The organism is Nocardiopsis sp. B62, assembly GCF_018070675.1.
In the GTDB taxonomy this organism is placed as follows: domain Bacteria; phylum Actinomycetota; class Actinomycetes; order Streptosporangiales; family Streptosporangiaceae; genus Nocardiopsis; species Nocardiopsis prasina.
The window spans coordinates 72656-93829 of the sequence record NZ_JAGPXK010000001.1; the positions used below are offsets into that span (position 1 = coordinate 72656).

At 72.5% G+C, this 21174-nt stretch carries 18 protein-coding genes; 12 read left to right on the top strand and 6 right to left on the bottom strand.

Annotated features, from left to right (window positions below):
• Positions 1-54: 54 nt before the first annotated feature.
• Positions 55-858: an IclR family transcriptional regulator C-terminal domain-containing protein gene (locus tag KBX21_RS00350; protein ID WP_210840620.1), complete on the bottom strand. Its 804-nt coding sequence runs from the start codon at positions 856-858 to the stop codon at positions 55-57.
• Positions 859-1037: 179 nt separating this feature from the next.
• Between KBX21_RS00350 and KBX21_RS00355 the strand changes: the two genes are divergently transcribed.
• The 7 genes from KBX21_RS00355 (at position 1038) to KBX21_RS00385 (ending at position 7586) form a co-directional block, all read left to right on the top strand.
• On the top strand, positions 1038-1916 hold the full coding sequence (locus KBX21_RS00355) for a CoA transferase subunit A (RefSeq protein WP_049574204.1): 879 nt from the start codon (positions 1038-1040) through the stop codon (positions 1914-1916).
• Positions 1913-2668, top strand: a complete 756-nt coding sequence (locus tag KBX21_RS00360) for a CoA-transferase subunit beta (protein ID WP_210840621.1) — start codon at positions 1913-1915, stop codon at positions 2666-2668. The genes KBX21_RS00355 and KBX21_RS00360 overlap by 4 nt, the downstream gene beginning before the upstream one ends.
• A gap of 88 nt (positions 2669-2756) precedes the next feature.
• A complete protein-coding gene (gene pcaH, locus KBX21_RS00365) occupies positions 2757-3509 on the top strand; it encodes a protocatechuate 3,4-dioxygenase subunit beta (RefSeq protein ID WP_210840622.1) in 753 nt (250 codons plus the stop codon).
• Positions 3506-4087: a protocatechuate 3,4-dioxygenase subunit alpha gene (gene pcaG, locus KBX21_RS00370; RefSeq protein ID WP_210840623.1), complete on the top strand. Its 582-nt coding sequence runs from the start codon at positions 3506-3508 to the stop codon at positions 4085-4087. The genes pcaH and pcaG overlap by 4 nt, the downstream gene beginning before the upstream one ends.
• A 70-nt stretch (positions 4088-4157) precedes the next feature.
• Entirely contained in the window at positions 4158-5531 is a 1374-nt protein-coding gene (gene pcaB / locus KBX21_RS00375) for a 3-carboxy-cis,cis-muconate cycloisomerase (RefSeq protein WP_210840624.1), read from the top strand.
• Complete coding sequence (gene pcaD / locus KBX21_RS00380) at positions 5521-6660, top strand: 3-oxoadipate enol-lactonase (protein ID WP_210840625.1); 1140 nt, start codon at positions 5521-5523, stop codon at positions 6658-6660. The genes pcaB and pcaD overlap by 11 nt, the downstream gene beginning before the upstream one ends.
• An 86-nt stretch (positions 6661-6746) precedes the next feature.
• Positions 6747-7586, top strand: coding sequence for an oxaloacetate decarboxylase (locus KBX21_RS00385; RefSeq protein WP_210840626.1), 840 nt, complete (start codon positions 6747-6749; stop codon positions 7584-7586).
• A 12-nt stretch (positions 7587-7598) separates the two neighbouring features.
• Here KBX21_RS00385 and KBX21_RS00390 read toward each other — a convergent pair whose 3' ends face one another.
• The 5 genes from KBX21_RS00390 to KBX21_RS00410 form a co-directional block, all read right to left on the bottom strand.
• Complete coding sequence (locus tag KBX21_RS00390) at positions 7599-8435, bottom strand: SAM-dependent methyltransferase (protein WP_049574226.1); 837 nt, start codon at positions 8433-8435, stop codon at positions 7599-7601.
• A 126-nt stretch (positions 8436-8561) separates the two neighbouring features.
• Positions 8562-9287, bottom strand: coding sequence for a hypothetical protein (locus KBX21_RS00395; RefSeq protein WP_210840627.1), 726 nt, complete (start codon positions 9285-9287; stop codon positions 8562-8564).
• The gene (locus KBX21_RS00400; RefSeq protein ID WP_210840628.1) at positions 9284-12289 is read right to left on the bottom strand and encodes a DEAD/DEAH box helicase; all 3006 of its coding nucleotides are present in this window, start codon (positions 12287-12289) and stop codon (positions 9284-9286) included. Before KBX21_RS00400 ends, KBX21_RS00395 begins: the two co-directional genes overlap by 4 nt.
• Before the next feature lie 77 nt (positions 12290-12366).
• On the bottom strand, positions 12367-13764 hold the full coding sequence (locus tag KBX21_RS00405) for an MFS transporter (RefSeq protein ID WP_210840629.1): 1398 nt from the start codon (positions 13762-13764) through the stop codon (positions 12367-12369).
• 9 nt (positions 13765-13773) lie between these two features.
• Positions 13774-14586: a glycerophosphodiester phosphodiesterase gene (locus KBX21_RS00410; protein ID WP_049579179.1), complete on the bottom strand. Its 813-nt coding sequence runs from the start codon at positions 14584-14586 to the stop codon at positions 13774-13776.
• 158 nt (positions 14587-14744) lie between these two features.
• Between KBX21_RS00410 and KBX21_RS00415 the strand changes: the two genes are divergently transcribed.
• The 5 genes from KBX21_RS00415 to KBX21_RS00435 all read left to right on the top strand — a co-directional run bounded on the left by KBX21_RS00415 (position 14745) and on the right by KBX21_RS00435 (position 21108).
• A complete protein-coding gene (locus KBX21_RS00415; RefSeq protein WP_049579177.1) occupies positions 14745-15206 on the top strand; it encodes an Rv3235 family protein in 462 nt (153 codons plus the stop codon).
• A gap of 403 nt (positions 15207-15609) precedes the next feature.
• The gene (locus KBX21_RS00420) at positions 15610-17508 is read left to right on the top strand and encodes a S9 family peptidase (RefSeq protein WP_210840630.1); all 1899 of its coding nucleotides are present in this window, start codon (positions 15610-15612) and stop codon (positions 17506-17508) included.
• Between the two features lie 477 nt (positions 17509-17985).
• A complete protein-coding gene (locus tag KBX21_RS00425; protein WP_049579173.1) occupies positions 17986-18987 on the top strand; it encodes a C40 family peptidase in 1002 nt (333 codons plus the stop codon).
• 90 nt (positions 18988-19077) lie between these two features.
• Entirely contained in the window at positions 19078-19254 is a 177-nt protein-coding gene (locus KBX21_RS00430; protein ID WP_210840631.1) for a hypothetical protein, read from the top strand.
• 174 nt (positions 19255-19428) lie between these two features.
• Positions 19429-21108 carry a glycosyltransferase gene (locus tag KBX21_RS00435; RefSeq protein WP_210840632.1) on the top strand — a complete coding sequence of 560 codons (1680 nt, stop codon included), beginning with the start codon at positions 19429-19431 and terminating at the stop codon, positions 21106-21108.
• The last annotated feature ends 66 nt before the right edge of the window (positions 21109-21174 follow it).

Sequence of the window (21174 nt, forward strand, 5' to 3'; positions counted from 1 at the left end):
GGAACTCCGCGGCCCGACCCCGTCCTGGTCGGGCCGCGGAGCCGTGTCCGGGGGTCAGTGCGCGGCGTCGCGCCGGGCCACGGAGGCGAGGTCGGCCTCGATGCGCGCGGTGGTCTCCAACAGGGCGGGGAGCAGGTCGCGTCGCACGTCCTCGATGGAGGAGCGGTTGGCGTGCGCGGACACGTTGGTCGCGGCGATGACGCGGCCGCTGGCGTCGCGGATCGGCGCGGCCAGTGAGCGCAGCCCCTCCTCCAGTTCCTGGTCGACGATCGCGTACCCCTGCTCGCGCACGCGCAGGATCTCGGTCCTCAGGGCGGCGGAGCTGGTGAGGGTGAAGCGGGTCAGCGGCCTCAGCTCGACCCGGTCCAGGTAGGCGTCGAGCTCGGAGTCGCCGTAGCCCGCCAGCAACACCCTGCCCATGGACGTGGTGGAGGCGGGGAAACGGGTGCCCACGGCGATGGACACGGCCATGATCCGCGAGGTCGCCACTCGGGCGACGTAGAGGACGTCGTCCCCCTCCAGGACCGACACCGAGGCTGACTCGCGGACCTTGGCGGACAGGTCCTCCAGGTGCGGCTGGGCCACGTCGGGCAGCCCGGCGGAGGCCACGTAGGCGTACCCCAGCTCCAGCACGCGCGGGGTGAGGGCGAACATCCGGCCGTCGGTGCGCACGTACCCGAGGTCACCCAGGGTCAGCAGGAAGCGGCGGGCCGCGGCCCGGGTGAGGTCGGTGACGCGCGCGACCTCGCTCAGGGTCATCGACGGACGCTCGGCCGAGAAGGCGCGGACGACCATGAGCCCCCGCTCCAGGGACTGCACGAAGTGTGCGCCGCGTTCGGGGGCGTCTTCGGTGGTCATGGGGCCTTCCAGGTCCGGGTGCGGAAGTGGCGGTCGCGCCGCTTCGGGTCACGGTCATCGCGATGTTCTCATACCGAACAGCTGGGACGAGCCTTGACCCTTCCTGTGATCGGCGCTAACGTCATTCCCAATTGTTCGCAGTGTGAACATCAATTCGCTATACGAACCGGAGGGTCGCCATGGCCGTGCCCCTGGACGAGGCGGTCCGGCAGCTCATCCATCACGGCGACACCGTCGCTCTGGAGGGGTTCACCCATCTCATCCCCGTGGCCGCCGGGCACGAGATCATCCGCCAGGGCCTGCGGGACCTGACCCTGGTCCGTATGACGCCCGACATCGTCTACGACCAGCTCATCGGCGCCGGATGCGCGCGTCGCCTGGTCTTCTCCTGGGGCGGCAACCCCGGCGTCGGCTCGCTGCACCGCTTCCGTGACGCGGTCACCCGCTCCTGGCCGGTCCCGCTGGAGATCGAGGAGCACAGTCACGCGGGGATGGCCAACCGCTACGTCGCGGGCGCCTCGGGCCTGCCGTTCGCGGTGATGCGCGGGTACGCCGGTACCGATCTGGTCGAGCACAACCCTCACATCAGGACCATCACCTGCCCCTTCACCGGGCAGGAGCTGGCCGCTGTGCCCGCGCTCAACCCCGACGTCGCCGTCATCCACGCCCAGCGGGCGGACACCCGGGGCAACGTCCAGCTGTGGGGCATCACCGGAATCCAGAAGGAGGCCGCCCTGGCGTCCGACCGGGTGTTGGTCACGGTGGAGGAGGTCGTGGACACCCTCGATCCCGTCCCGGGCCAGGTGATCCTGCCCAGCCGGGTCGTGGACGCGGTCAGCGTCGTTCCCGGCGGCGCCGCCCCCTCCTACGCCCACGGCTACTACGAGCGGGACAACGCCGCCTACCGTGCCTGGGACGAGGTCGGGCGCGACCGCGAGGCCTTCACCGCCTGGCTCGCCGACCTCACCGCGGGCTCACAGCCCCGCTCCGCCCCTCCCGCCACCCCGTCGCCCGAGTCCCCGGACAGCGACACCGAGCCCGCTGGGAGAGGCGCGTGACCACCGTGACCTGGACCTCCGACGAGATCATGACCGTCACCGCCGCGCGTTCGCTGCGCGACGGGATGGCCTGTTTCGTCGGTATCGGCCTGCCCAGCACCGCCGCGAACGTGGCCAGTCGAACGCACGCCCCCGACCTGTGGATGATCTACGAGTCCGGCACCCTGGGCGCCTCCCCCGACCACCTGCCGCTCTCCATCGGGGACGGGATCCTGGCCGACACCGCCGACACGGTGGTCTCGGTCCCCGAGGTCTTCAACTACTGGCTCCAGGCCGGGCGCATCGACGCCGGGTTCCTCGGCGCCGCGCAGATCGACCGGTTCGCCAACATCAACACCACCGTCATCGGCGACTACGCGGACCCGAAGGTGCGCCTGCCCGGAGCGGGCGGCGCCCCCGAGATCGCCGCCTCCTGCCGCGAGGTCATCGTGATCATGCGTCACAGCCGCCGCGCGTTCGTGGAGAGGGTGGACTTCGTGACCTCGGTGGGCCACGGATCGGGCCCGGGTGATCGCGAGCGGCTCGGACTGACCGGGGCGGGGCCGGTTAGGGTCATCACCGATCTCGGGGTCCTCGAACCCGACCCCACCACACGCGAGCTCACCCTGGTGGGACTGCACCCGGGTGTGGAACTCCCGCAGGTCCAGGAGGCCACCGGCTGGGACCTGCGGGTGTCCGACGACCTCGTCCGCACTCCCGCACCCACCGACACCGAACTCTCCGTGGTCCGCTCCCTGACCGGCGCCGCCTGAACCACCCGTTCACGGACCCACCCCCTCGCCGCTGGAGGCCCCGGGACCCGGCCGTCCCCCCGGGGCCCGCTCCGAAAGGAAGGACCGCATGCCCACCACCTCCGACGGGTCCGGGTCGCACCCGCGCGGATACGTCCGCGACCACGGCTCCCACCCGCCCCTGGACTACCCCGGTTACGGGAGCACCGCGCTGCGCCATCCCCAGCGCCCGCTCACCCTGCTGCCGCACACGCTCACCGAGATCACCTCACCCGTCCTGGGCGAGGACCGCCTCGGCGCCCACGACCACGACCTCACCCGCCAGCACGACGGCGAACCCCAGGGCCAGCGCATCATCGTCCACGGTCAGGTCCGTGACAGCGACGGCCTCCCCGTGCCGCACAGCCTCGTGGAGGTCTGGCAGGCCAACGCCGCCGGACGCTACCGCCACACCGGTGACAACTGGCCCGCCCCGCTCGACCCGAACTTCTCCGGTGTGGGGCGTGTCCTCACCGACGCGGAGGGACGCTACAGGTTCGTCACCGTGCGGCCCGGCGCCTACCCCTGGAAGAACCACCAGAACGCCTGGCGCCCCGCCCACATCCACTTCTCGCTGTTCGGACGGGCCTTCACCCAGCGGCTGGTCACCCAGATGTACTTCCCCGACGACCCCCTGTTCTTCCAGGACCCCATGTGGCAGTCGGTCCCCGACGATCGGGCCCGCGAGCGCATGCTGGCCCGCTACGACCACGACTCCACCCAACCCGAGTGGGCCCTGGCCTACCGGTGGGACATCGTGCTGCGCGGACGCGACCAGACCCCGTTCGAGTCCGAGGAAGAGGTCCTGGAGGACGACGAATGACCACCCGACCCACCGCCGACCAGGTGCCCACCACCCCGTCCCAGACCGTCGGCCCCTACCTGCACATCGGCCTGCCCTGGCCGGACGGCCCCTTCGCCGTCGCCGAGGGCACGCCCGGCGCCGTCCGACTGCGCGGCACCGTGTACGACGGTGCGGGCGCCCCGGTCACCGACGCCCTGGTCGAGACCTGGCAGGCTGACCCGCACGGGCGGTTCGACCACCCGGACGACCCGCGCGGCGCCCGCTCCCTGCCCGGCTTCCGGGGGTTCGGTCGCTGCCCCACCGACGCGGCGGGCTCCTACGAGATCCTCACCCTCAAGCCCGGATCCGTTCCGGGGCCCGGTGGCGAGCAGGCGCCCCACGTCGACATCTCCGTCTTCGCGCGCGGCATGCTGCACCGGGTGGTCACCCGCCTGTACTTTCCCGAGGAGGAGGCGGCCAACGCGGCCGACCCCGTCCTGCGCTCCGTGACCGACCCCGCTGACCGAGCCACCCTCGTCGCCAGCCGGGAGGAGGGCGGCTACCGCTTCGACATCCGCCTCCAGGGCGAGGGGGAGACGGTCTTCTTCGACGTCTGACCCGAGCTCCCCGCCGCCCCGTCGGCCCCGACCCGCTCCGCAACCCCACCCGACCCAGTGAGGGACCACCATGACCGGCCTGTTCGACGGTGTCCTCAACCACGGCCCCCTCGGGCCGCTCACCGACGACACCGCCTGGCTCCGGGCCCTGCTCGACACCGAGGCCGCCCTGGCCCGAGCCCTGGCCGACACCGGCCTCATCACTGCGGAGCGGGCCGAGGCCGTCGCCGCCGCGTGTGTGGCCGACCGCTACGACCCGGCCGACCTCGGCAGGGCTGCGGCGGCCGGCGGCAACCCGGTCATCCCGCTGGTCGCACGGCTCACCCAGAACGTGCGCGCGACCCATCCCGACGCCGCCCGGCACGTCCACCAGGGGGCCACCAGCCAGGACGTCATGGACACCGCGGCCATGCTCCTGGTCCGCCGGGCCGGGACCGCCCTGCGCACCGAACTGGCCGCACTCACGGGGGACCTGCGATCCCTGTCCCACCGCCACCGCGCCACCCCCGCGCCCGGCCGGACCCTGCTCCAACAGGCCCTGCCCACCACCTTCGGCGCCGTCGCCGCGAGCTGGACGTCCGGACTGGCCGGTGCGGCCGACCGCCTCGACCACGTGCTGGACCACCACCTGGCCGCCCAGCTCGGCGGAGCCGTGGGCACCCTCGCCTCACTGCACCCGCACGGCCCGGCGGTGGCGTCCGCCTTCGCCGCCCGCCTCGACCTGCCCGAACCCCTCCTGCCCTGGCACACCGAACGCGGACGGATCGCCGAGATCGCCGCCGCGCTCGGCCGGGTGAGCGGCGCGGCCGGGAACGTCGCCCAGGACATCGTGCTGCTGGCCCAGACCGAGGTCGGCGAGGTCTCCGAGGAGGGCGGAAGCGGTGTGGGCGGTTCCTCCACCATGCCGCACAAGCGCAACCCGGTCGCCGCCGTCAGCGCGCTGGCCGCCGCCCGCCAGACACCCGGCCTCGTGGCCACCCTGTTCGCGGCGCAGATCCAGGAGCACCAACGCGCGGCGGGGGCCTGGCACGCCGAGTGGCTGCCCCTGACCGACCTGCTCCGGCGCACCGGCTCCGCCGTCTCCTGGCTGCGCGTGAGCGTCGAACGCCTCCGCGTGCACCCGGACCGCATGGCCGCCAACCTCGACCTCACCGGCGGGCTGGCCCTCAGCGAACGACTCACCGCGGACCTGACCCCCGAACTCGGCCGCCTGGAGGCCCACCAGCGCGTCACCACCGCCTGCCGGGCCGCCGTGGACGAGGGCCGCGACCCGGTGGAGGTCCTGGCCGAACACCTCCACGGCCTGCGCACCCGCGACCGGATCAGCTCGCTGCTCGACCCCGCCGACTACCTTGGCGCCGCACCGGTGTTCGCCGACCGGGTGACGGGTAGGACCGGCCGGACGGACCCCACCGACAACGAAGAAGGAACCGATGAGCGTTGACCTCCACCACGTCGTGAGCGGACCGGCGGACGCACCGCCGCTGGTGCTGGCCGGGTCCCTCGGCACCACCGGGCGGATGTGGGAGCCACAGGTCGAAGCGCTCTCCGCCGTCTTCCGGGTGATCCGCGTGGACCTGCGCGGACACGGGGAGTCACCCGCGCCGGAGGGCCCCTACAGCATGGCCGACCTGGGCGGCGACGTCGTGGCCCTGCTCGACCGGCTCGGGATCGGGCGCGCCCACTTCGCGGGCCTGTCCATCGGCGGCATGGTCGGCCAGTGGCTGGCCATCCACGCGCCCGAGCGCGTCGACAGCCTCGTGTTGATGGCCACCTCCCCCCACATGGGCCCCGCCCAGAACTGGCGTGACCGGGCCGCCATGGCCAGGGACCAGGGCACCACCGCCCTGGCCGACGGGGTGGTGCAACGGTGGTTCACCCCGGCCTTCGCCTCCGAGCACCCCCACGACGTCACACTCCTGCGCGACCAGATCGTCGACACCCCGGACGAGGGCTACGCGGGATGCTGCGGCGCCATCGAGCACCACGACGTCCGCGACGACCTGCACCGGATCACCGCGCCCACACTGGTCTTGGCCGGGGCCGAGGACCCCTCCACCCCGCCCGAGGGCCACGCCGCGCTCATCGCGGAGCGGGTGCCCGGGGCCCGGTTCGTGGTGCTGGAGGGCGCCGCCCACCTTCTGTCGTGGACGCACGCGGCCCGCGTCAACACGCTCATCACACAGCACCTGGCCGAGGCCGACCGACGCGGAGCCGGGACACGGGTGCGTCGCGCCGTCCTCGGGGACGCCCACGTGGACCGGGCCGAGGCCCGCAGGACCGCCTTCACCGAGCCCTTCCAGGACCTCATCACCCGTTACGCGTGGGGTGAGGTGTGGACCCGGCCCGGACTGGACCGGCGCACCCGCAGCTGCATGGTGCTCACCGCCATGGTCGCCCAGGGGCACTGGGACGAGCTGGCCATGCACGTGCGGGCCGCCCTGCGCAACGGTCTGACCCCGGACGAGATCGGCGAGGTCCTCCTCCAGACCGCGGTCTACTGCGGTGTCCCGGCCGCGAACAAGGCGTTCGCGATCGCTCAGGGAGTCCTCGACGAGGATCCGACGGAGTGAACGGCACGGAGTGAGGGCCGCCGTCAGAACGGCCCGGCGCACATCCCCGCCCCGTTCCGTCGGTGGCCTGATGTACAAGGGACCGTATGGACCACAGCGCACAGGAACTGACGGCTCGGGGCGAACGGCTGCGCGAGCTGCACAGGGGGCCGGAGCCCTTCGTGATCGCCAACGCCTGGGACGCCGGGTCGGCGCGGCTGCTGGGCGGGCTCGGCTTCGCGGCGCTGGCCACCACCAGCGCGGGGCTCGCGCACGGGCTGGGAAGGGCGGACGGCGCCGGACTGGTCTCGCGCGAGGAGACCCTGCGCAACGCCTCGGTGATCGCGGCCGCCACGGACCTGCCGGTCTCGGCAGACCTCGAGGACGGGTTCGGGCAGGCCCCCGAGGAAGTGGCCCGCACCATCGTGGAGGCCGGTGCCACGGGGATCGTGGGGGGTTCGGTGGAGGACACCACCGCCGACCCCCACGCCCCGATCCACGGGTTCGAGCTGGCAGTCGAGCGGGTCCGTGCGGCCGTGGAGGCGGCACGGACCCTGCCCTTCCCGTTCACGCTGACCGCCCGCGCGGAGAACTTCCTCCACGGCAGACGGGACCTGGCGGACACCATTCGTCGGCTCAGGGCCTTCGAGGAGGCCGGGGCCGACGTCCTGTTCGCACCCGGGTTGCCGGACGCCGAGGCCATCCGAGCCGTGTGCTCCTCGGTGGAGCGCCCGGTCAACGTGCTCGCCTCCGGGGCGGCGGCGGGGATGTCCGTGGCGGAGCTGGGTGCCCTGGGCGCCCGGCGGATCAGCCTCGGCTCGGGGCTGTCGAGGTCCGCGCTGTCCGGCGCTCTGGCAGCGGCACGGGAGGTCGCGCAGCAGGGGACCTTCGGGCGGATGACTGAGGCGGTGTCGAAGTCCGAGGTCGACGGGTCGCTCAGGGACTGACGCCCCGCCGGATCAGTGTTTGAAGGCGACCCCGGCCATCTCCCACCGCTTGGTGTCGGCGTCGTCAGGGCGCCGGAGCGGGTCGCGCTCGGGGTGGCGCCAGGTGGCGCAGTCCACCGCCCGTGGGCCCTGGTCGCGCCCGTCCGTCCAGGGACTGACCAACTCCAGCCCGTCGAAGACCGTGGTCACCTCCTCGGGGGCGCGCACCCGACCCCAGGGGGTGCCGAAGGAAAGGATCTTCTCGGTCATCCACGCCCCCGCCGCGTGGTCGTCCGAGACGATGTGGGAGAAGATCACGCAGGAACCCGGGGCGAGCCGGTCCACCAGGCCGCGCACCATGCCGAAGGGGTCGCTCTCGTCCGGCAGGCAGTGCAGCAGGGAGACCAGCATGACGCAGACCGGAAGGTCCGGGTCGATCAGCCCCTCCGCCTCGGAGGAGTTCAGGATGTCGTCGACGTCCCGGACGTCCGCTCCCAGGAACGCCGTCCCGGCGCTGTCGGTGACCAGGGCCCGGCCGTGGGCGAGCACGATGGGGTCGTGGTCCACGTAGAGGACGCGCGCCCCCGGGTTGATCGCCTGCGCCACCTGGTGGGTGTTCTCCCCCGTGGGCAGTCCGGCCCCGAGGTCGAGGAACTGCTCCACCCCCCGGGAGCTCACCGTCTCGACGGCCCGGCCCAGGAACGCCCTGTTGTCGCGGGCGAAGGCGACCAGTTCGGGGATGCCCTCGGCCAACGTCTCGCAGGCCTTGCGGTCCGCCTCGAAGTTGTCTTTCCCTCCCAACAGGTAGTCGTACATCCGCGCGATGCTCGGAGTGTCCATGTCGAGGTGTGGGGGGAAGCGATCGGCCATAGGAGAGGTACCAATCAGGACTAGTCGTGCGGGGTCATCTCCAGGCGAATCGTAACCGTGTTTCGGCGTTCTTACCGGCGTTTTCCACAAGAAAATCGATCGGACACCTCGGGGGTCATCGCCCGTCTACGAATAGCGCTTCACGGAACGGTCGAAACCGGGCAGGTGATCGGCTACACGCCCTGGGGCGACGGCCCTCACGCGGTCTCCGATCCCCTCCGGCAGTGGTGGTGGCGGGGGTGTCACGGGGTGGGACCAGAAGCCCGCCGGGGAAAGGGGATTGGTTGTTTGTGCCTGGGCGGCGAAAACGTCGATTCCGGTTTCACTGAGTTCCCGGGAATGGCCCGGGGAGCCGTCCTCCTCGAACTGAGTGCCACCGGCCGAGGGGACCTTCGGGCCGATGGGCCGGGTCCTGACCAGTTCCACCAAGGCGCGCCGTTCCCGGCCCGCCCACCGGGTGAGCGCGAAGGGGTCACGGTCGGCCTCGGCCCCCAGCGCGGCCGCGACCGCCGTCAGGTGCGCGCACCGTCCGCCCCAGTAGTCGCAGGAGCACGTCGCGACCAGTCCCGCCCAACCCTGCGGCACCAGGTCCAGGCCGAGCAGGGTGAACACGCGTGCCGCGGCCTCGGGCAGTTCACCGGCGAGCAGACGCGCCCTGAACAGCGGCTGCGAGGCCAGCGCCGCGCCCACCCGCTCCCAGTCCGCGCTCTCCCACACGGTCCGGATCAGGCTCACCTCGTGTCCCCGGACCCTGGCGCCCACCTCACCGGCCCGCACCGAGAACCGCTCCACCGCCCCGGGATCGGCGCCCACCGTTCCCAGGGCCCCGCCCACCAGTTCCGACCAGCTCATCCCGAGACCGCCTCCGGCGCCAGCCGCACGACCTCGCGCAGGTCCTCCACCGACAACCCGCCCAGCCACCCCTCCCCGGTGGCCACCGCGCCGTCGGCCAGCACGCTCTTGCGTTCGATCATCTCGTCCACCCGTTCCTCCACGGTGCCCACGCACACCAGCTTGCGCACCTGCACGTTCCGGCGCTGACCGATCCGGAAGGCCCGGTCCGTGGCCTGGTTCTCCACCGCCGGGTTCCACCAGCGGTCCACGTGCACCACGTGGTTGGCGGCGGTCAGGTTCAGCCCGGTCCCGGCCGCCTTGAGGGACAGCAGGAACACCACCGGACCCGCCACCGTCTGGAAGTGCTCGGTCATCCGCTCGCGCTCGGCGCGGGAGGTGCCGCCGTGCAACCACAGCACGGGCACGCCCAACCGGGACCGAAGATAGGGCGCCAGCCGCTCACCCCAGCGCGCGTACTGCGTGAAGCACAGCGCCTTGTCGCCCTCGGCCACCGCCTCGCCCAGGATCGACTCCAGGCGGTCGAGCTTGCCGGACCGGCCCGCGAGCGCCGAACCGTCTCCGAGGAACTGGGCCGGGTGGTTGCAGATCTGCTTGAGCCGGGACATGGACGACAGCACCAGCCCCTTGCGCTCCTTCTCGTCGGCCTCGGCCATCCGCTCCGCCAGGTCGTCCACCACGGCCTTGTACAGGGAGGCCTGCTCGGGGGTGAGCGTGCACCAGGTGCGCATCTCCTGCTTCTCCGGCAGGTCCGCGATGATCGAACGGTCGGTCTTCAGCCGACGCAGCACGAACGGCCCGGTCAGCCGACGCACCAGGTCAGTGCCCTCACCCGCACCCTCCTCCGCCTCGGCCCGGTCGGCCACCGCGCGCTGGAAGTCCGCGGCCGTCCCCAGCAACCCGGGGTTGGCGAACTCCATCACCGACCACAGCTCGCCCAGGTTGTTCTCCACCGGGGTCCCGGTGAGCGCGATCCGGGTGGCGGCGGGCAGCGAGCGCACCGCCCGCGCCTGCGCCGTGGCGTGGTTCTTCAGCGCCTGGGCCTCGTCGCAGACCACCCGGTGCCAGGGCATCCCCGCCAGTTCCTCGGCGTCGCGCGTCACCACCCCGTAGGTGGTGACCACCAGGTCGCAGGAGCCCACGATCCGCGCCAGCGCGTTGCCGGTCGGCCGGTCCGGCCCGTGCTGGACGTGCACCCGCAGTCCCGGGGCGAACTTCCCCGCCTCCTTGCGCCAGTTGCCGACCAGCGACACCGGGCACACCAGCAGCGTCGGCCCGGGCGCCGGACTCCCGGCGCGCTCGTCGGTGAGCAGGGCCAGCAGCTGCACGGTCTTGCCCAGCCCCATGTCGTCGGCCAGCACCGCGCCCAGCCCGAGCTCTCCCAGGAACCGCAGCCAGGCCGAACCCCGGTCCTGGTAGGGGCGCAGGGCCCCCTCGAACCCGGGTGGGGTGCCCATGGGGCGGTGCGCGGCCTTGGCCCCGCCGTCCAGCAGGGCGCCCAGCGGCCCCCCGGCCACCACGTCCGCCACCGGCAGCGGGGTGGGCTCCGCGCCGATCGCCGTCCGCAGGGCCTCCTCGCGGCGGATCGGCCCCCGACCGCTCCGCCGCATTAGGTCCAGGGCGGCCTCGACGCGTTCGGGGTCCATCTCCATCCACCGGCCGCGCACCTGGACCAGGGAGCGCTTGAGCCGGGCCAGCTCGGCGAGCTCGTCCAGTTCCCCCTCGTCCAGTGGCTCCTGCGCCCCGGGGCCGCGCAACAGCGCCTCGAAGGACACGTCCACCAGCTCGGTGGGGCCCACCCCGCCGCGCCCGCGCCGTTTCGGTTCCTCGCTGACCGTCATGCGCAGCGCGAGGGCGCCGCGGCCGCTCCATTCGGGCAGGACCACGCCGAACCCCGCCGAGGTGAGCCGGGCGGCGGTCTGTCCCACGAAGGCCTGGGCCCGTGCGGTGTCCATGGCGAGGCGGGCCGGGGCCAGGTCGCCCAGGGCTCGCTGGAGACAGGGCATGTGGCGTACGGCCCGGCGCAGGTCGGCCAGGGCGGTGGTCGCGACGTCCTCGGGCAGCCAGGCGGCGCCCTCTCCCAACCACACCCGTTCCAGGGGCAGGCGCAGGCCGGGGTCGGTGGTGGAACGCACCCAGAACTCCACCGTCCAGGGGCGCGGACCGCCTTGCGCGCTCTCGGGTTCGGGTTCGCGCAGGACGAAGAGGAGCTGGGCCCGGCCGCCTCCGCGCACCCGGGACCGCCACTCCCGCAGGGGGCCGCGCAGCTCCCGTGCGGTGTCGACGTCCACCCGGGAGTGCGCCCCGGTGAGCGCGCCCGCCAGCCGTGCGGCCGGTGGTGCGTCGGAGTCCGGGCGCGCGTTCCCGCGGGCTCCGGGTGCCGCCGTGGCCAACCGCCGGGCGACGGCGTCGGTGAGGAGTTCGAGCGGGGCCAGCACACACAGGCGGGCCGCCTCCCCCCGGTCCTCCTGGGTCAGGTGCGCCACGGCCGCAGGGGGAAGCGCCCGGGTGAGCGCCGACAGGTGCTCCTCGGCGGTGTCGAGCGGGGCGGGCCGCCACCGGGCCCGGGGCGGGTCGCCGACCAGGTCGGGCAGGACGCATCCGGCTCGGACCAGCCCTTCGGCGAGGGCGTGCACCGCCCGAAGGTGGGTCAGGGCGGGGCCGAGTGCCACGGGGAGGGAGTCCAGCGCCGACAGCAGGGCGTCGGCCCGCGCGGGGGACAGCTCCAGCCCCGGGACCGACCAGGCGCGGAACTCCGCGGGAGCGGTGTCGCCGGTGTCGGACGGGGCGGGGGCCTCCCGCGTCCCCGGCAGCCACAGGACCGGAGTGACGGAGTCGGGGGAGTCGGGGTCGATCCCGGCCTTGGCGGCCATCGCGCGCAGCTCCTGAACCCCGACGGCGCCGGGGTGGGTCCCCGTCGCCGGGGCGGCGGGGACCCGTTCGTCCGCCTCGCCCCAGAGCACCAGCGAGTCCCTGGACCACACCGCGTGCAGAACCCGCACGCACACCCCCCGCATCGAACACGAACGTCGTCGGCACCCAGTATCACCGGGGCCGACGACGTTCGGGGACGCGCGGGTCAGAGGTTGTCGGGCACCGTGTTGCCGACGGACTCGATGCCCTTCTTCAGGTCGGTGCGCCACAGCAGCACACCGCCGATGACGAAGAAGACCACCAGCGAGAAGATGGCGGTACGGAAGCCGCCGGTCAGGTTGACGACCAGGGTGATCGAGGCCGCGCCCAGCAGCACCGATCCGCGGTCGGCCAGCTGGAACAGGCTGAAGTACTCCGCCTCGTGCCCGCGCGGGATGAGCAGCGAGTACAGCGCCCGCGCGAGGGACTGCGTGCCGCCCAGCACCATGCCGATGCCCGCGCCCAGCAGCAGGAACAGCACCGGGTCGTTGGGCGGCAGGTAGTAGCCGCAGGTGACCAGGGCGCACCAGGCGACCAGGCTCGCCAGGACGGTGTTCTTGGTGCCGAACCGGCGGCCGACCCACCCCATGAGGAGCGCGCCCGCGAAGGCGACGAACTGGATGAGCAGGATGGTGGCGCTCAGGATCGCCAGCGACAGGTTGAGGTCCTGGCTGGCGAAGCTGCCCGCGAAGTAGATGACGGCCTGGATGCCGTTGTTGAACAGCACGAACGCGATGAGGAACTTCAGCGTGTTCGGGAAGCGGCGCATCTCCCGCAGCGTGCGCCAGTACTGCTTCAGCGACGCGCCCAGCTTCGGGGGACCGGGCTCGGCCGCGAGCTTGCCGTAGCGGTTGCGCAGCAGACGGATGCCGATCACCGAGAACACGAACCACCACAGGCCCACCGAGGCGAAGGCGATGCGGACCGCGTGCCCCTCAGAGACCCCCAGGGTGTCGGCGGAGGCGAGCAGACCCATGTGCGCGGCCAGGAGGAGACCGCCGCCCAGGTAGGCCATCGCCCACCCCGTCACCGACACGCGGTTGCGTTCGTCGGCCGTGGCGATCTCCGGCAGGAAGGCGTTGAACACCACCAGGGACATCCCGTAGAAGGTGTTGCCCGCCACGAAGAGCAGCACGGCCACCTGGTAGTCGCTGGTGAAGTACAACGAGCTGACGCACAGGGAACCGGCGGCGGCCAGCCAGAACAGCCAGCGCTTCTTGTGCTGGGTGTGGTCGGCCAGGGCTCCCACGACCGGCAGCATCACCAGGAGGATGAGCCCCGCGACCGTGGTGACCATCGGGTGCAGGGAGTTCGGGTGCAGGCTGAACCACTCGACCCCGAGCGGGTACAGCACCAGGCCCGGTTGGGAGCAGTCACCGGCCGCACCCGCCTCCGAGCAGGCCAGCCCCGACAGGTAGGGGCCGATGAGCACCGTGACCACCGAGGTGATGAACACCTGGTTGGCCCAGTCGTAGGTGTACCAGCCGCGCTGTTCGCGTCTGCGCAGCGCGGGGTCTGACGCGGGGGAGTTGTCCGCCGTCGGGGGTGGGGGTGTGGTGGACATCGAGGGGGGCTATCCGTTCTTCGTCGTTCTGGGGGGCTGGTTCCAACGGCCGCGTCGAAGGAGCACCTCGCGCAGCGCGACGGTGTTGTCGGTGATGATGCCGTCCACGCCCGCGTCCAGCAGACGCTCCATCACCTCGGGCTCGTTGACGGTCCACACGTGCACCTGCATGCCGATCCGGTGCGCGGCGCTGATCACGTCCCGGCTGAGGATCGGGAAACCGCCGTGGCTCATCGGGATCTGCGCGCAGATCGGGGTGCGGCTGGCGGTGGGGCGCAGGAGCGGGGAGAGCGAGGCCAGGCGGAGGCGGGCCACGTCGACGGGGCCGCAGGAGGTGGCCACGCGGGGGCCGTAGATCCGTCGGGCCCGCTCCAGACGGTTCTGGTCGAAGGAGCCCACGCACACGCGGTCCCAGGCCTGGGTGCGGCGGAGCACCTCCAACAGGGGAAGGACGGCGCCGTCCGCCTTGAGGTCGATGTTGAAGCGCGCCTCCGGCCAGGCGCCGAGCAGATCCTCCAGGAGTGGGACGGGTTCCTTGCCCGCCACCCGGGCTCGGGCGACCTCCCGGTGGGGGAGCGCGGAGATGGCGCCGTCCCGGTCGGTGGTGCGGTCCAGGGTGCGGTCGTGGAAGGCCATGAGCACGCCGTCGCTGGTGGCGTGCACGTCCGTCTCCAGGTACGTGTAGCCCAGGTCGACGGCGTGCTGGAAGGCCACCGCCGTGTTCTCCAGCTCGGTGCGGCGCACACCCTGGTCGTCGGTGAGCCACCCGCCCCGGTGGGCGAGGGCGACGGGCACGGGGGAGGAAAGGTACGCGTGAGTCACGTCTTGAAGTATGACGGTTCCCAGGTGGGGCCCGCTCGCCGAGGGGCGGCCGTGTCGACGGTCGTGAGAAACCTGGAATGCCAGGTGGCACGGGAGAGCGCCCGCCCGCTCCTTGACGGGCGTCAGGGTGTCGTTCCCCCCCCGGAAGGAATCCGTTCATGTCGCACTCCTCTCACCGCCACCCCTGCCAGCAGCCGGTCTGCGCCCGCGGCGCGGCCAACCCGTGGCGACCGGTGCGGACCCCCGCCCGCTCCCCGCGCCGAGGAATGACCTCGGGCCGGTGCGCGGCGTCCCCGCTGGCGGGCCACCGGACCCCCGGCGACGTGCACCGGCTGGCGCAGCAGATGGCGGAGGTCCTGGTCGGCAGGCGGGCCCCGGAGGTGCTGCGGGACCACGTGACGGTTCCGGTGCGGGAGGAACTGCGCCGCCTGCGCGGATCGGTGGACTGCGCGATGGCGCCCCGGCTGACGCGGGTGTTCCACCAACCGCTCGGCGCTGGCGGGGTGGAGGCCAGCGCCGTGATCTCCTGCGACAGCCGTACCCGGGTGTTCGCCTTCCGTCTTCGTCGAGAGGGGGAACGCTGGGTCTGCACCCGCCTTGAGACCGACAGGACCCGCTGACGGGGCGCGCTGGGGGCCCGGGTTCGACGGCGCCCCGGTGGCGGCCGCGCCGAGACTGGGCCCCACCCGCCCGACCTGGAGACGGCTGCCGGCTCGTGGGCGAGGGGAGACCCACCGGTGGATCCCGGTGGTCGCACGCGGCGGCTCCAGGGCACCTCGGGTGTCGAGGTGGAGCCGTCGCCGAAGGGCGGCGGGGGAGGGAGAAAACGGCTCCGACGGACCACGGACACCACCCGGCTCGAATACGCACCAATGGCGCAAAAGCTATGGATGCGGCCGATCGCGCGTCGATAGGGTCCGTGTGGGATGACCCCCTGACCGGGGGGCGCCTTCGGTCATCGGCATCCCCGTACCCATGGGAAGGAGAAGGCGGACCGCGCCCGCGCGCGGCCGCCACTCGTGTATGAAACCCGTTGACATCGCTCGCCTGCACAGCCTCAGCGCACCGTCACTGTCCCCGGACGGTGCCCTGGCGGTCCTCGCCGTGTCCCGCCCCGACCTGGAGGAGGACGCCTACCTCGGTTCCCTCTGGATCGTTCCCACCGACGGCTCCGAACCCGCCCGCAGGCTCACCCGGGGCACGCGCGACAACGCCCCCGCCTTCTCACCCGACGGTCGCTGGATCGCCTTCCTGCGCCCCGACGAGGACAAACGCCCCCAGATCCACGTCCTGCCCTCGGACGGCGGCGAGCCGTGGAAGATCACCGACCACCCGCTCGGCACCGGAGCGTTCACGTGGAGCCCCGACTCCTCCCGCCTGGCCTACAACGCGCGGGTGCCCGAGGAGAACCGCTACGTGGAGGGCGCGCCGGACCAGGAGCCGCCGCGCCGGATCACCACCCTGAAGTACCGCAGCGACGACTTCGGGTTCACCATCGACCGACGTCAGCACGTCTTCGTGAGCGCCCCCGTCGACCCGTCGGGTGAGGTGGGCGAACCGGTCCAGGTCACGGAGGGGGACGCAGACCACGGTCGCCCGTCGTGGACCCCGGACGGGACGGGGCTGGTCTTCGACGCCTCACTGCACGGGACGCGCGACGCCGATCTGGTCAGTGACGTGTGGGTCTGCCCTCCCGAGGCGGGGGCGGAGCCGCGCCGGATCACCCGGGGCGACCTGGGCGTCGGGTCGGTGAGCCTGTCCGAGGACGGCGCCACCGTGTACTTCCTCGGCAACGAGCTCGGCCCGGATCTCGACGACTTCGTGGGTCGGGTGACGGGCCTGTGGTCGGTGCCCTTCGACGGCTCCGAGGCTCCCAGGAGACTCACCGGGACCGAGGACCCCCGCATGAGTCTGCGCACCCAGGCGACCGACGAGGGTGTCCTGGTCGCCGGTGAGAACCGGGGCGCGGTCGAGCTGTACCTGGTCACCCCCGGCGGTGTGCGCACCACGCTGTTCGGCGGGCGCGTCCAGGTGGGCTCCTTCGACCACGCCGGCGGAGTCACCGTGGTGGCGGCCGCCGGTGAGCGACACAGCGGTGAGCTGTACGTCGTCGCCGAGGACGGCGCCCGGGCCCTGACCTCCTTCGCGGACCAGGAGCTGGAGCCGCTCGCGGTCACCGAACTGACCGCCCGCACCGAGGACGGCAACGAGGTCCACGGCTGGTTGGCGGTGCCCGAGGGCGAGGGCCCGCACCCGGTGGTGCTGATGATCCACGGTGGTCCGTTCGCCCAGTACGGCTGGCAGCTCTTCGACGAGACCCAGGTGTACGCGGCGGCCGGGTACGCGGTGCTCTACTGCAACCCTCGTGGTTCGTCGGGCTACGGCCAGGAGCACGGTCGGGCGGTCATCGGTTCGGTGGGCGCCACCACCTCCGTCGACGTCCTGTCCTTCCTGGACGAGGCCCTCGGGGACGAGCGGCTGGACGCCTCCAGAGTGGGGGTCATGGGCGGATCGCACGGCGGGTTCATGACCACGTGGATCGCGGCCCACCACGGCGAGCGCTTCCGCGCCGCCATCAGTGAGCGCGCGGTCAACGCGATCGACAGCTTCCAGGGCTCGTCCGACATCGGGGGGTTCTTCCCGGAGCCGCTGTACGGCCCGGAGGAGACCTGGGCCAAGGAGAGCCCGCTCAGCCACGCGGACCGGATCGACAGGCCGTTCCTGATCATCCACTCCGAGCAGGACTGGCGCTGCCCCGTGGAGCAGGCCCAGCGCCTGTTCGTGGCGCTCAGGAAGCGGGGACACGAGACCGAGATGCTGCTGTTCCCGGGGGAGGGACACGAGCTGTCGCGTTCCGGTCTGCCCAGCCACCGGGTGGCCCGGCTCGAGGCGGTCCTCGACTGGTGGGCCCGCCACCTGTGACGCGGCGGGGTCGGACACCTCCGGGTGTCCGACCCCTTCCCCGCCCGGATGTGAGACGCGTCACGGTCAAGTCCGCGCTTGGTCCGGTTTTGACTCGACATCCACGGGAAGAACGAGGCGCCACCCGCGCCCCCGGCGGGGTTCCGGGACGGGGCGTGCCCGGTTCGGGAGGACCGGGTTGCCCATCGGCAAGTAACGAAAGGGTCGCTTCGGGTCCGGGGGATGAATTAGTGTTCCCCCAGGTCGGAACGCCCCAGTTCGTCACCACCAGGGTGACAGCGTCCGATCTGCCGTTGCACCCCGCTCAGCAGCTGTCCTTGTCCCAGGAGCGGGGGCCGTCACGACGCCGGCGAGTTCCCGCGACCCTTCCCGTCGCCGCCGGTACCCCTCCACCACGCATCCCCGCGCCGTCCCTCGGCGTGCCTTCGGGATGCCCGAGTGTCGGTAAACGGGTGTGGGAGAAAGGCAGTCGGTGCTTTGACTCGCAACCCCGAACCCACCCGTCGCCTGACGACGGTCGGCTTCGTCGCTCTCGGTGCCGTGGTCCTGTCCTCCGGCGTGGCCCTGGCCGACCAGACCGAGTCGGAGGCCCGTGAGCGCTACGAGGAGCTCCAGGAGGAGCTCTCCGGGCTGAACGCGGACTTCAACGAGGCCAAGGAGGACCACGCCGCGGCCGAGGCCGAACTCGAGGACCTCCAGGAACGCCTGGAGGACGCCGAGGAGGAGCTGGACGCCAAGTCCGGCCAGGTCTCCGTCATCGTGCAGGGCGCCTACACCGGCGCCACCCACAGCTCGATGGGCGTGCTGTTCGGCGCGGACGCGGACAACGCGCTCCAGAACATCGCCGACCTCGACTACCTGTCCGAGGGGCAGCAGGCGACCCTGGCCGACTACGTGACCGAGGTCGAGAACGCCGAGGAGCTGTACAACGCGGCGGGGGCGACCGAGCAGGCCGCGGCCCAGTCGATGGAGGCCGCCGAGGAGGCCGTGACCCAGAGCGAGGCCGCGCTGGAGGAGCAGGCCGCCGTGCTGGAGAGCCTGGGCGGCGTCGACCCGACCGTGGGCGAGGCCGCCGACACGGGCGGCGGATCGGCCGCGGGCACTGCGGCCGTCTCCGGTGACGTCCAGGCCGTATTGGACTTCGCCCGCGCGCAGATCGGCAAGCCCTACGTCTGGGGCGGCACCGGGCCCGACGGCTACGACTGCTCCGGTCTGACCCAGGCCGCGTGGGCCCAGGCGGGCGTGAGCCTGCCGCGCACCACCTACGACCAGGTCAACGCCGGGACCCCGGTCTCGCGTGACCAGCTCCAGCCCGGCGACCTGATGTTCTTCTACGACGTCTCGGCGCCGAGCCACGTGGGGATCTACGCCGGCAACGGGATGATGATCCACGGCTCGAACCCGTCGAAGCCGCTGGAGGAGGTCTCACTGGCCGCCTACTGGGACGGTGTCTTCACCAGCGCCGTCCGTCCGGGCTAGGAAACGCCACGGGCGGTGCTCCCCGGTCGACCTTCCCCGGAGGGTGGACCGGGGTTCCGCCCGAAGCGGTGCCCGCGTATCCTTCGGCGCATGGGTCGTCTCGTTCTCAGGGTCGCCGCGGGTGTCGCGGTCGTCATCGCCCTGTTCTGGCTGCTGTCGGTGATCGTCGGCCTGTTGGTGTGGGGAGTGATGATCGCCCTGGTCGTCGGGGTCGTCCTGCTGGGCCTGCGCATGCTGAGGTCCGAGTCCTCCGACCGGCGCCGCTGACCCCTCCCCTCGGGCCGCTCCGGCGCCCCCGCGAGTGCCGGACCAGTCCCTCGTGACGCCCGGAACCCGCTTCGATGACACATCGAGGAGGGTCGACACTCACTCTGTGTGGGGAAACATCGCTATAGTGACTCTGTGTCACTGAATAAGCACGTAGGGTCTCATGTCGACGGGGTGTCGCACCGTGGCCGGGTGGAACGGGTCGCGACCCGCGTCTTCCGCAACGACTGGAGCGCGCTGACACCACCCGCCACCGGCCGCTGGACACCCGAACTCACGGTCAGCGTCATCATCCCCGCGCGGGGCGGGCAGGCCCACCTCGACCTGGCGCTGGCCTCGCTCTCCGCGCAGACCTACCCCGAACACCTCTTCGAGGTCGTCGTCGTCGACGACCACTCCGCGCCACCGCTCACGCTCCCGGACCACCGACCCCGCCGCTGCCGCGTGGTCGCCGCGCCCGACGGCGGATGGGGCGCCGGGTACGCCCGCGCCTACGGAGCCCACGCCAGCACCGGCGACATCCTCATGTGGATGGACGCCGACATGGTCGCCTGCCCCGAGTTCGTCGAGGCCCAGGCCCGTTGGCAGCACGCCCACGCCGAGTGCGTCACCCTCGGCCGCGTCCGCTTCACCGACACCGACCCCCACGGACCCGGAGCGGTCCTGGCCGCCGCCCGTTCCGGAGACCTCCACCACGACCTGGACACCGGGGGCCGCCACGACTGGATCGAGCACCTGCTCGACCAGAGCGACGACCTGCGCGACGCGGACCACCTCGGCTTCCACGCCTACCTGGGCGCGGCGGCTGCGGTACGCCGCAGCCTCTACGAAGCGGCCGGCGGTGTGGATCCCGACCTCGACCTCGGCCAGGACACCGAGTTCGGCTACCGGCTCTGGCAGGCCGGAGCCGTCATGGTCCCCGAGCCCACCGCCACCGCCTGGCACGTGGGCCCGGCCTCCACCGCCCGAACCCGCCTGCCCTCGGAACGTTTCCGCACCGAGGTCCTGGCCGAACTCATGCCGCACCCGCACGCCTACCGTGAACGGGTCCCCGAGGCGCGCCGCCGCACCCCGCTGGTCCACGCCGTGGTGGACGTGTCCGGCGCGCCCTACGACCTCGTCCGGGGTTGCGTGGACCGGCTGCTCAACGGCACCGAGACCGATCTCGCGGTGACCCTGGTCGCCGACTGGGAGGGCGCCGAGGCGGCACCGGGAGGGTTCGAGGGCCCCCAGATCGACCTGCGCCTGATCCAGGCCAACTACCTGCGGGAGCCGCGGATCTCCTTCGCCGCCACCGCGCCCAGGACCGGGTTCCCCTCCCCGTTCCTCCTCCAGGTACCCGTCGCCTGGGGGTTGGGCGAACTGGCCCTGTCCCGGCTCCTGGCCAGCGCCGAACGGGCCCGCGCCGGGCTCACCGAACTCTTCCTGGCCGCCTCGCCCACCCGCGACGCCGGGGTGCGGCTCTGGCGCACCCGGGCCCTGGCTCGGGCCATGCGGGTGTGCGACGACGAGGAGGACCTAGCCGACGTGGTCGCCGAACTCCACGGCCGCTACCGCATCCACGGAGGAGAGGGCACCCTCACCGACCTCACCCTGCACCGTTCGGTCCCGCCGCCGCTCCGGGCCGCGGGCGGGCTCCGGGGGCCGGTCCCGACCGAGCCCGTCGACACTGATGACTGGTCCGGTGACGAGGAGGGAGACGACGAGGAGAGACGCGGGCGCTGGTGGCGCGGGCGACGCCGCAGCAGGCCCCGCCACCGGATCCGTTCACTCTGGTACCGGGCCTGCCGGGCCTGCGGACGCGAGATGCCCGACGAGGACGACCCCGGCGGGGGTCCGGCCGCGACCGGGTAGGTGGGGGAAGACACCGACCCGGACGGCGGACCCGGACGCACCGCACAGCGCTCGCAAATCACACGT

Bases quoted from the DNA above. Each gene is read 5' to 3' on its own strand.
- KBX21_RS00350 (WP_210840620.1), bottom strand. From the start codon at position 858: ATGACCACCGAAGACGCCCCCGAACGCGGCGCACACTTCGTGCAGTCC.
- KBX21_RS00355 (WP_049574204.1), top strand. From the start codon at position 1,038: ATGGCCGTGCCCCTGGACGAGGCGGTCCGGCAGCTCATCCATCACGGC.
- pcaH (WP_210840622.1), top strand. From the start codon at position 2,757: ATGCCCACCACCTCCGACGGGTCCGGGTCGCACCCGCGCGGATACGTC.
- pcaG (WP_210840623.1), top strand. From the start codon at position 3,506: ATGACCACCCGACCCACCGCCGACCAGGTGCCCACCACCCCGTCCCAG.
- pcaB (WP_210840624.1), top strand. From the start codon at position 4,158: ATGACCGGCCTGTTCGACGGTGTCCTCAACCACGGCCCCCTCGGGCCG.
- pcaD (WP_210840625.1), top strand. From the start codon at position 5,521: ATGAGCGTTGACCTCCACCACGTCGTGAGCGGACCGGCGGACGCACCG.
- KBX21_RS00385 (WP_210840626.1), top strand. From the start codon at position 6,747: ATGGACCACAGCGCACAGGAACTGACGGCTCGGGGCGAACGGCTGCGC.
- KBX21_RS00390 (WP_049574226.1), bottom strand. From the start codon at position 8,435: ATGGCCGATCGCTTCCCCCCACACCTCGACATGGACACTCCGAGCATC.
- KBX21_RS00395 (WP_210840627.1), bottom strand. From the start codon at position 9,287: ATGAGCTGGTCGGAACTGGTGGGCGGGGCCCTGGGAACGGTGGGCGCC.
- KBX21_RS00405 (WP_210840629.1), bottom strand. From the start codon at position 13,764: ATGTCCACCACACCCCCACCCCCGACGGCGGACAACTCCCCCGCGTCA.
- KBX21_RS00415 (WP_049579177.1), top strand. From the start codon at position 14,745: ATGTCGCACTCCTCTCACCGCCACCCCTGCCAGCAGCCGGTCTGCGCC.
- KBX21_RS00420 (WP_210840630.1), top strand. From the start codon at position 15,610: ATGAAACCCGTTGACATCGCTCGCCTGCACAGCCTCAGCGCACCGTCA.
- KBX21_RS00430 (WP_210840631.1), top strand. From the start codon at position 19,078: ATGGGTCGTCTCGTTCTCAGGGTCGCCGCGGGTGTCGCGGTCGTCATC.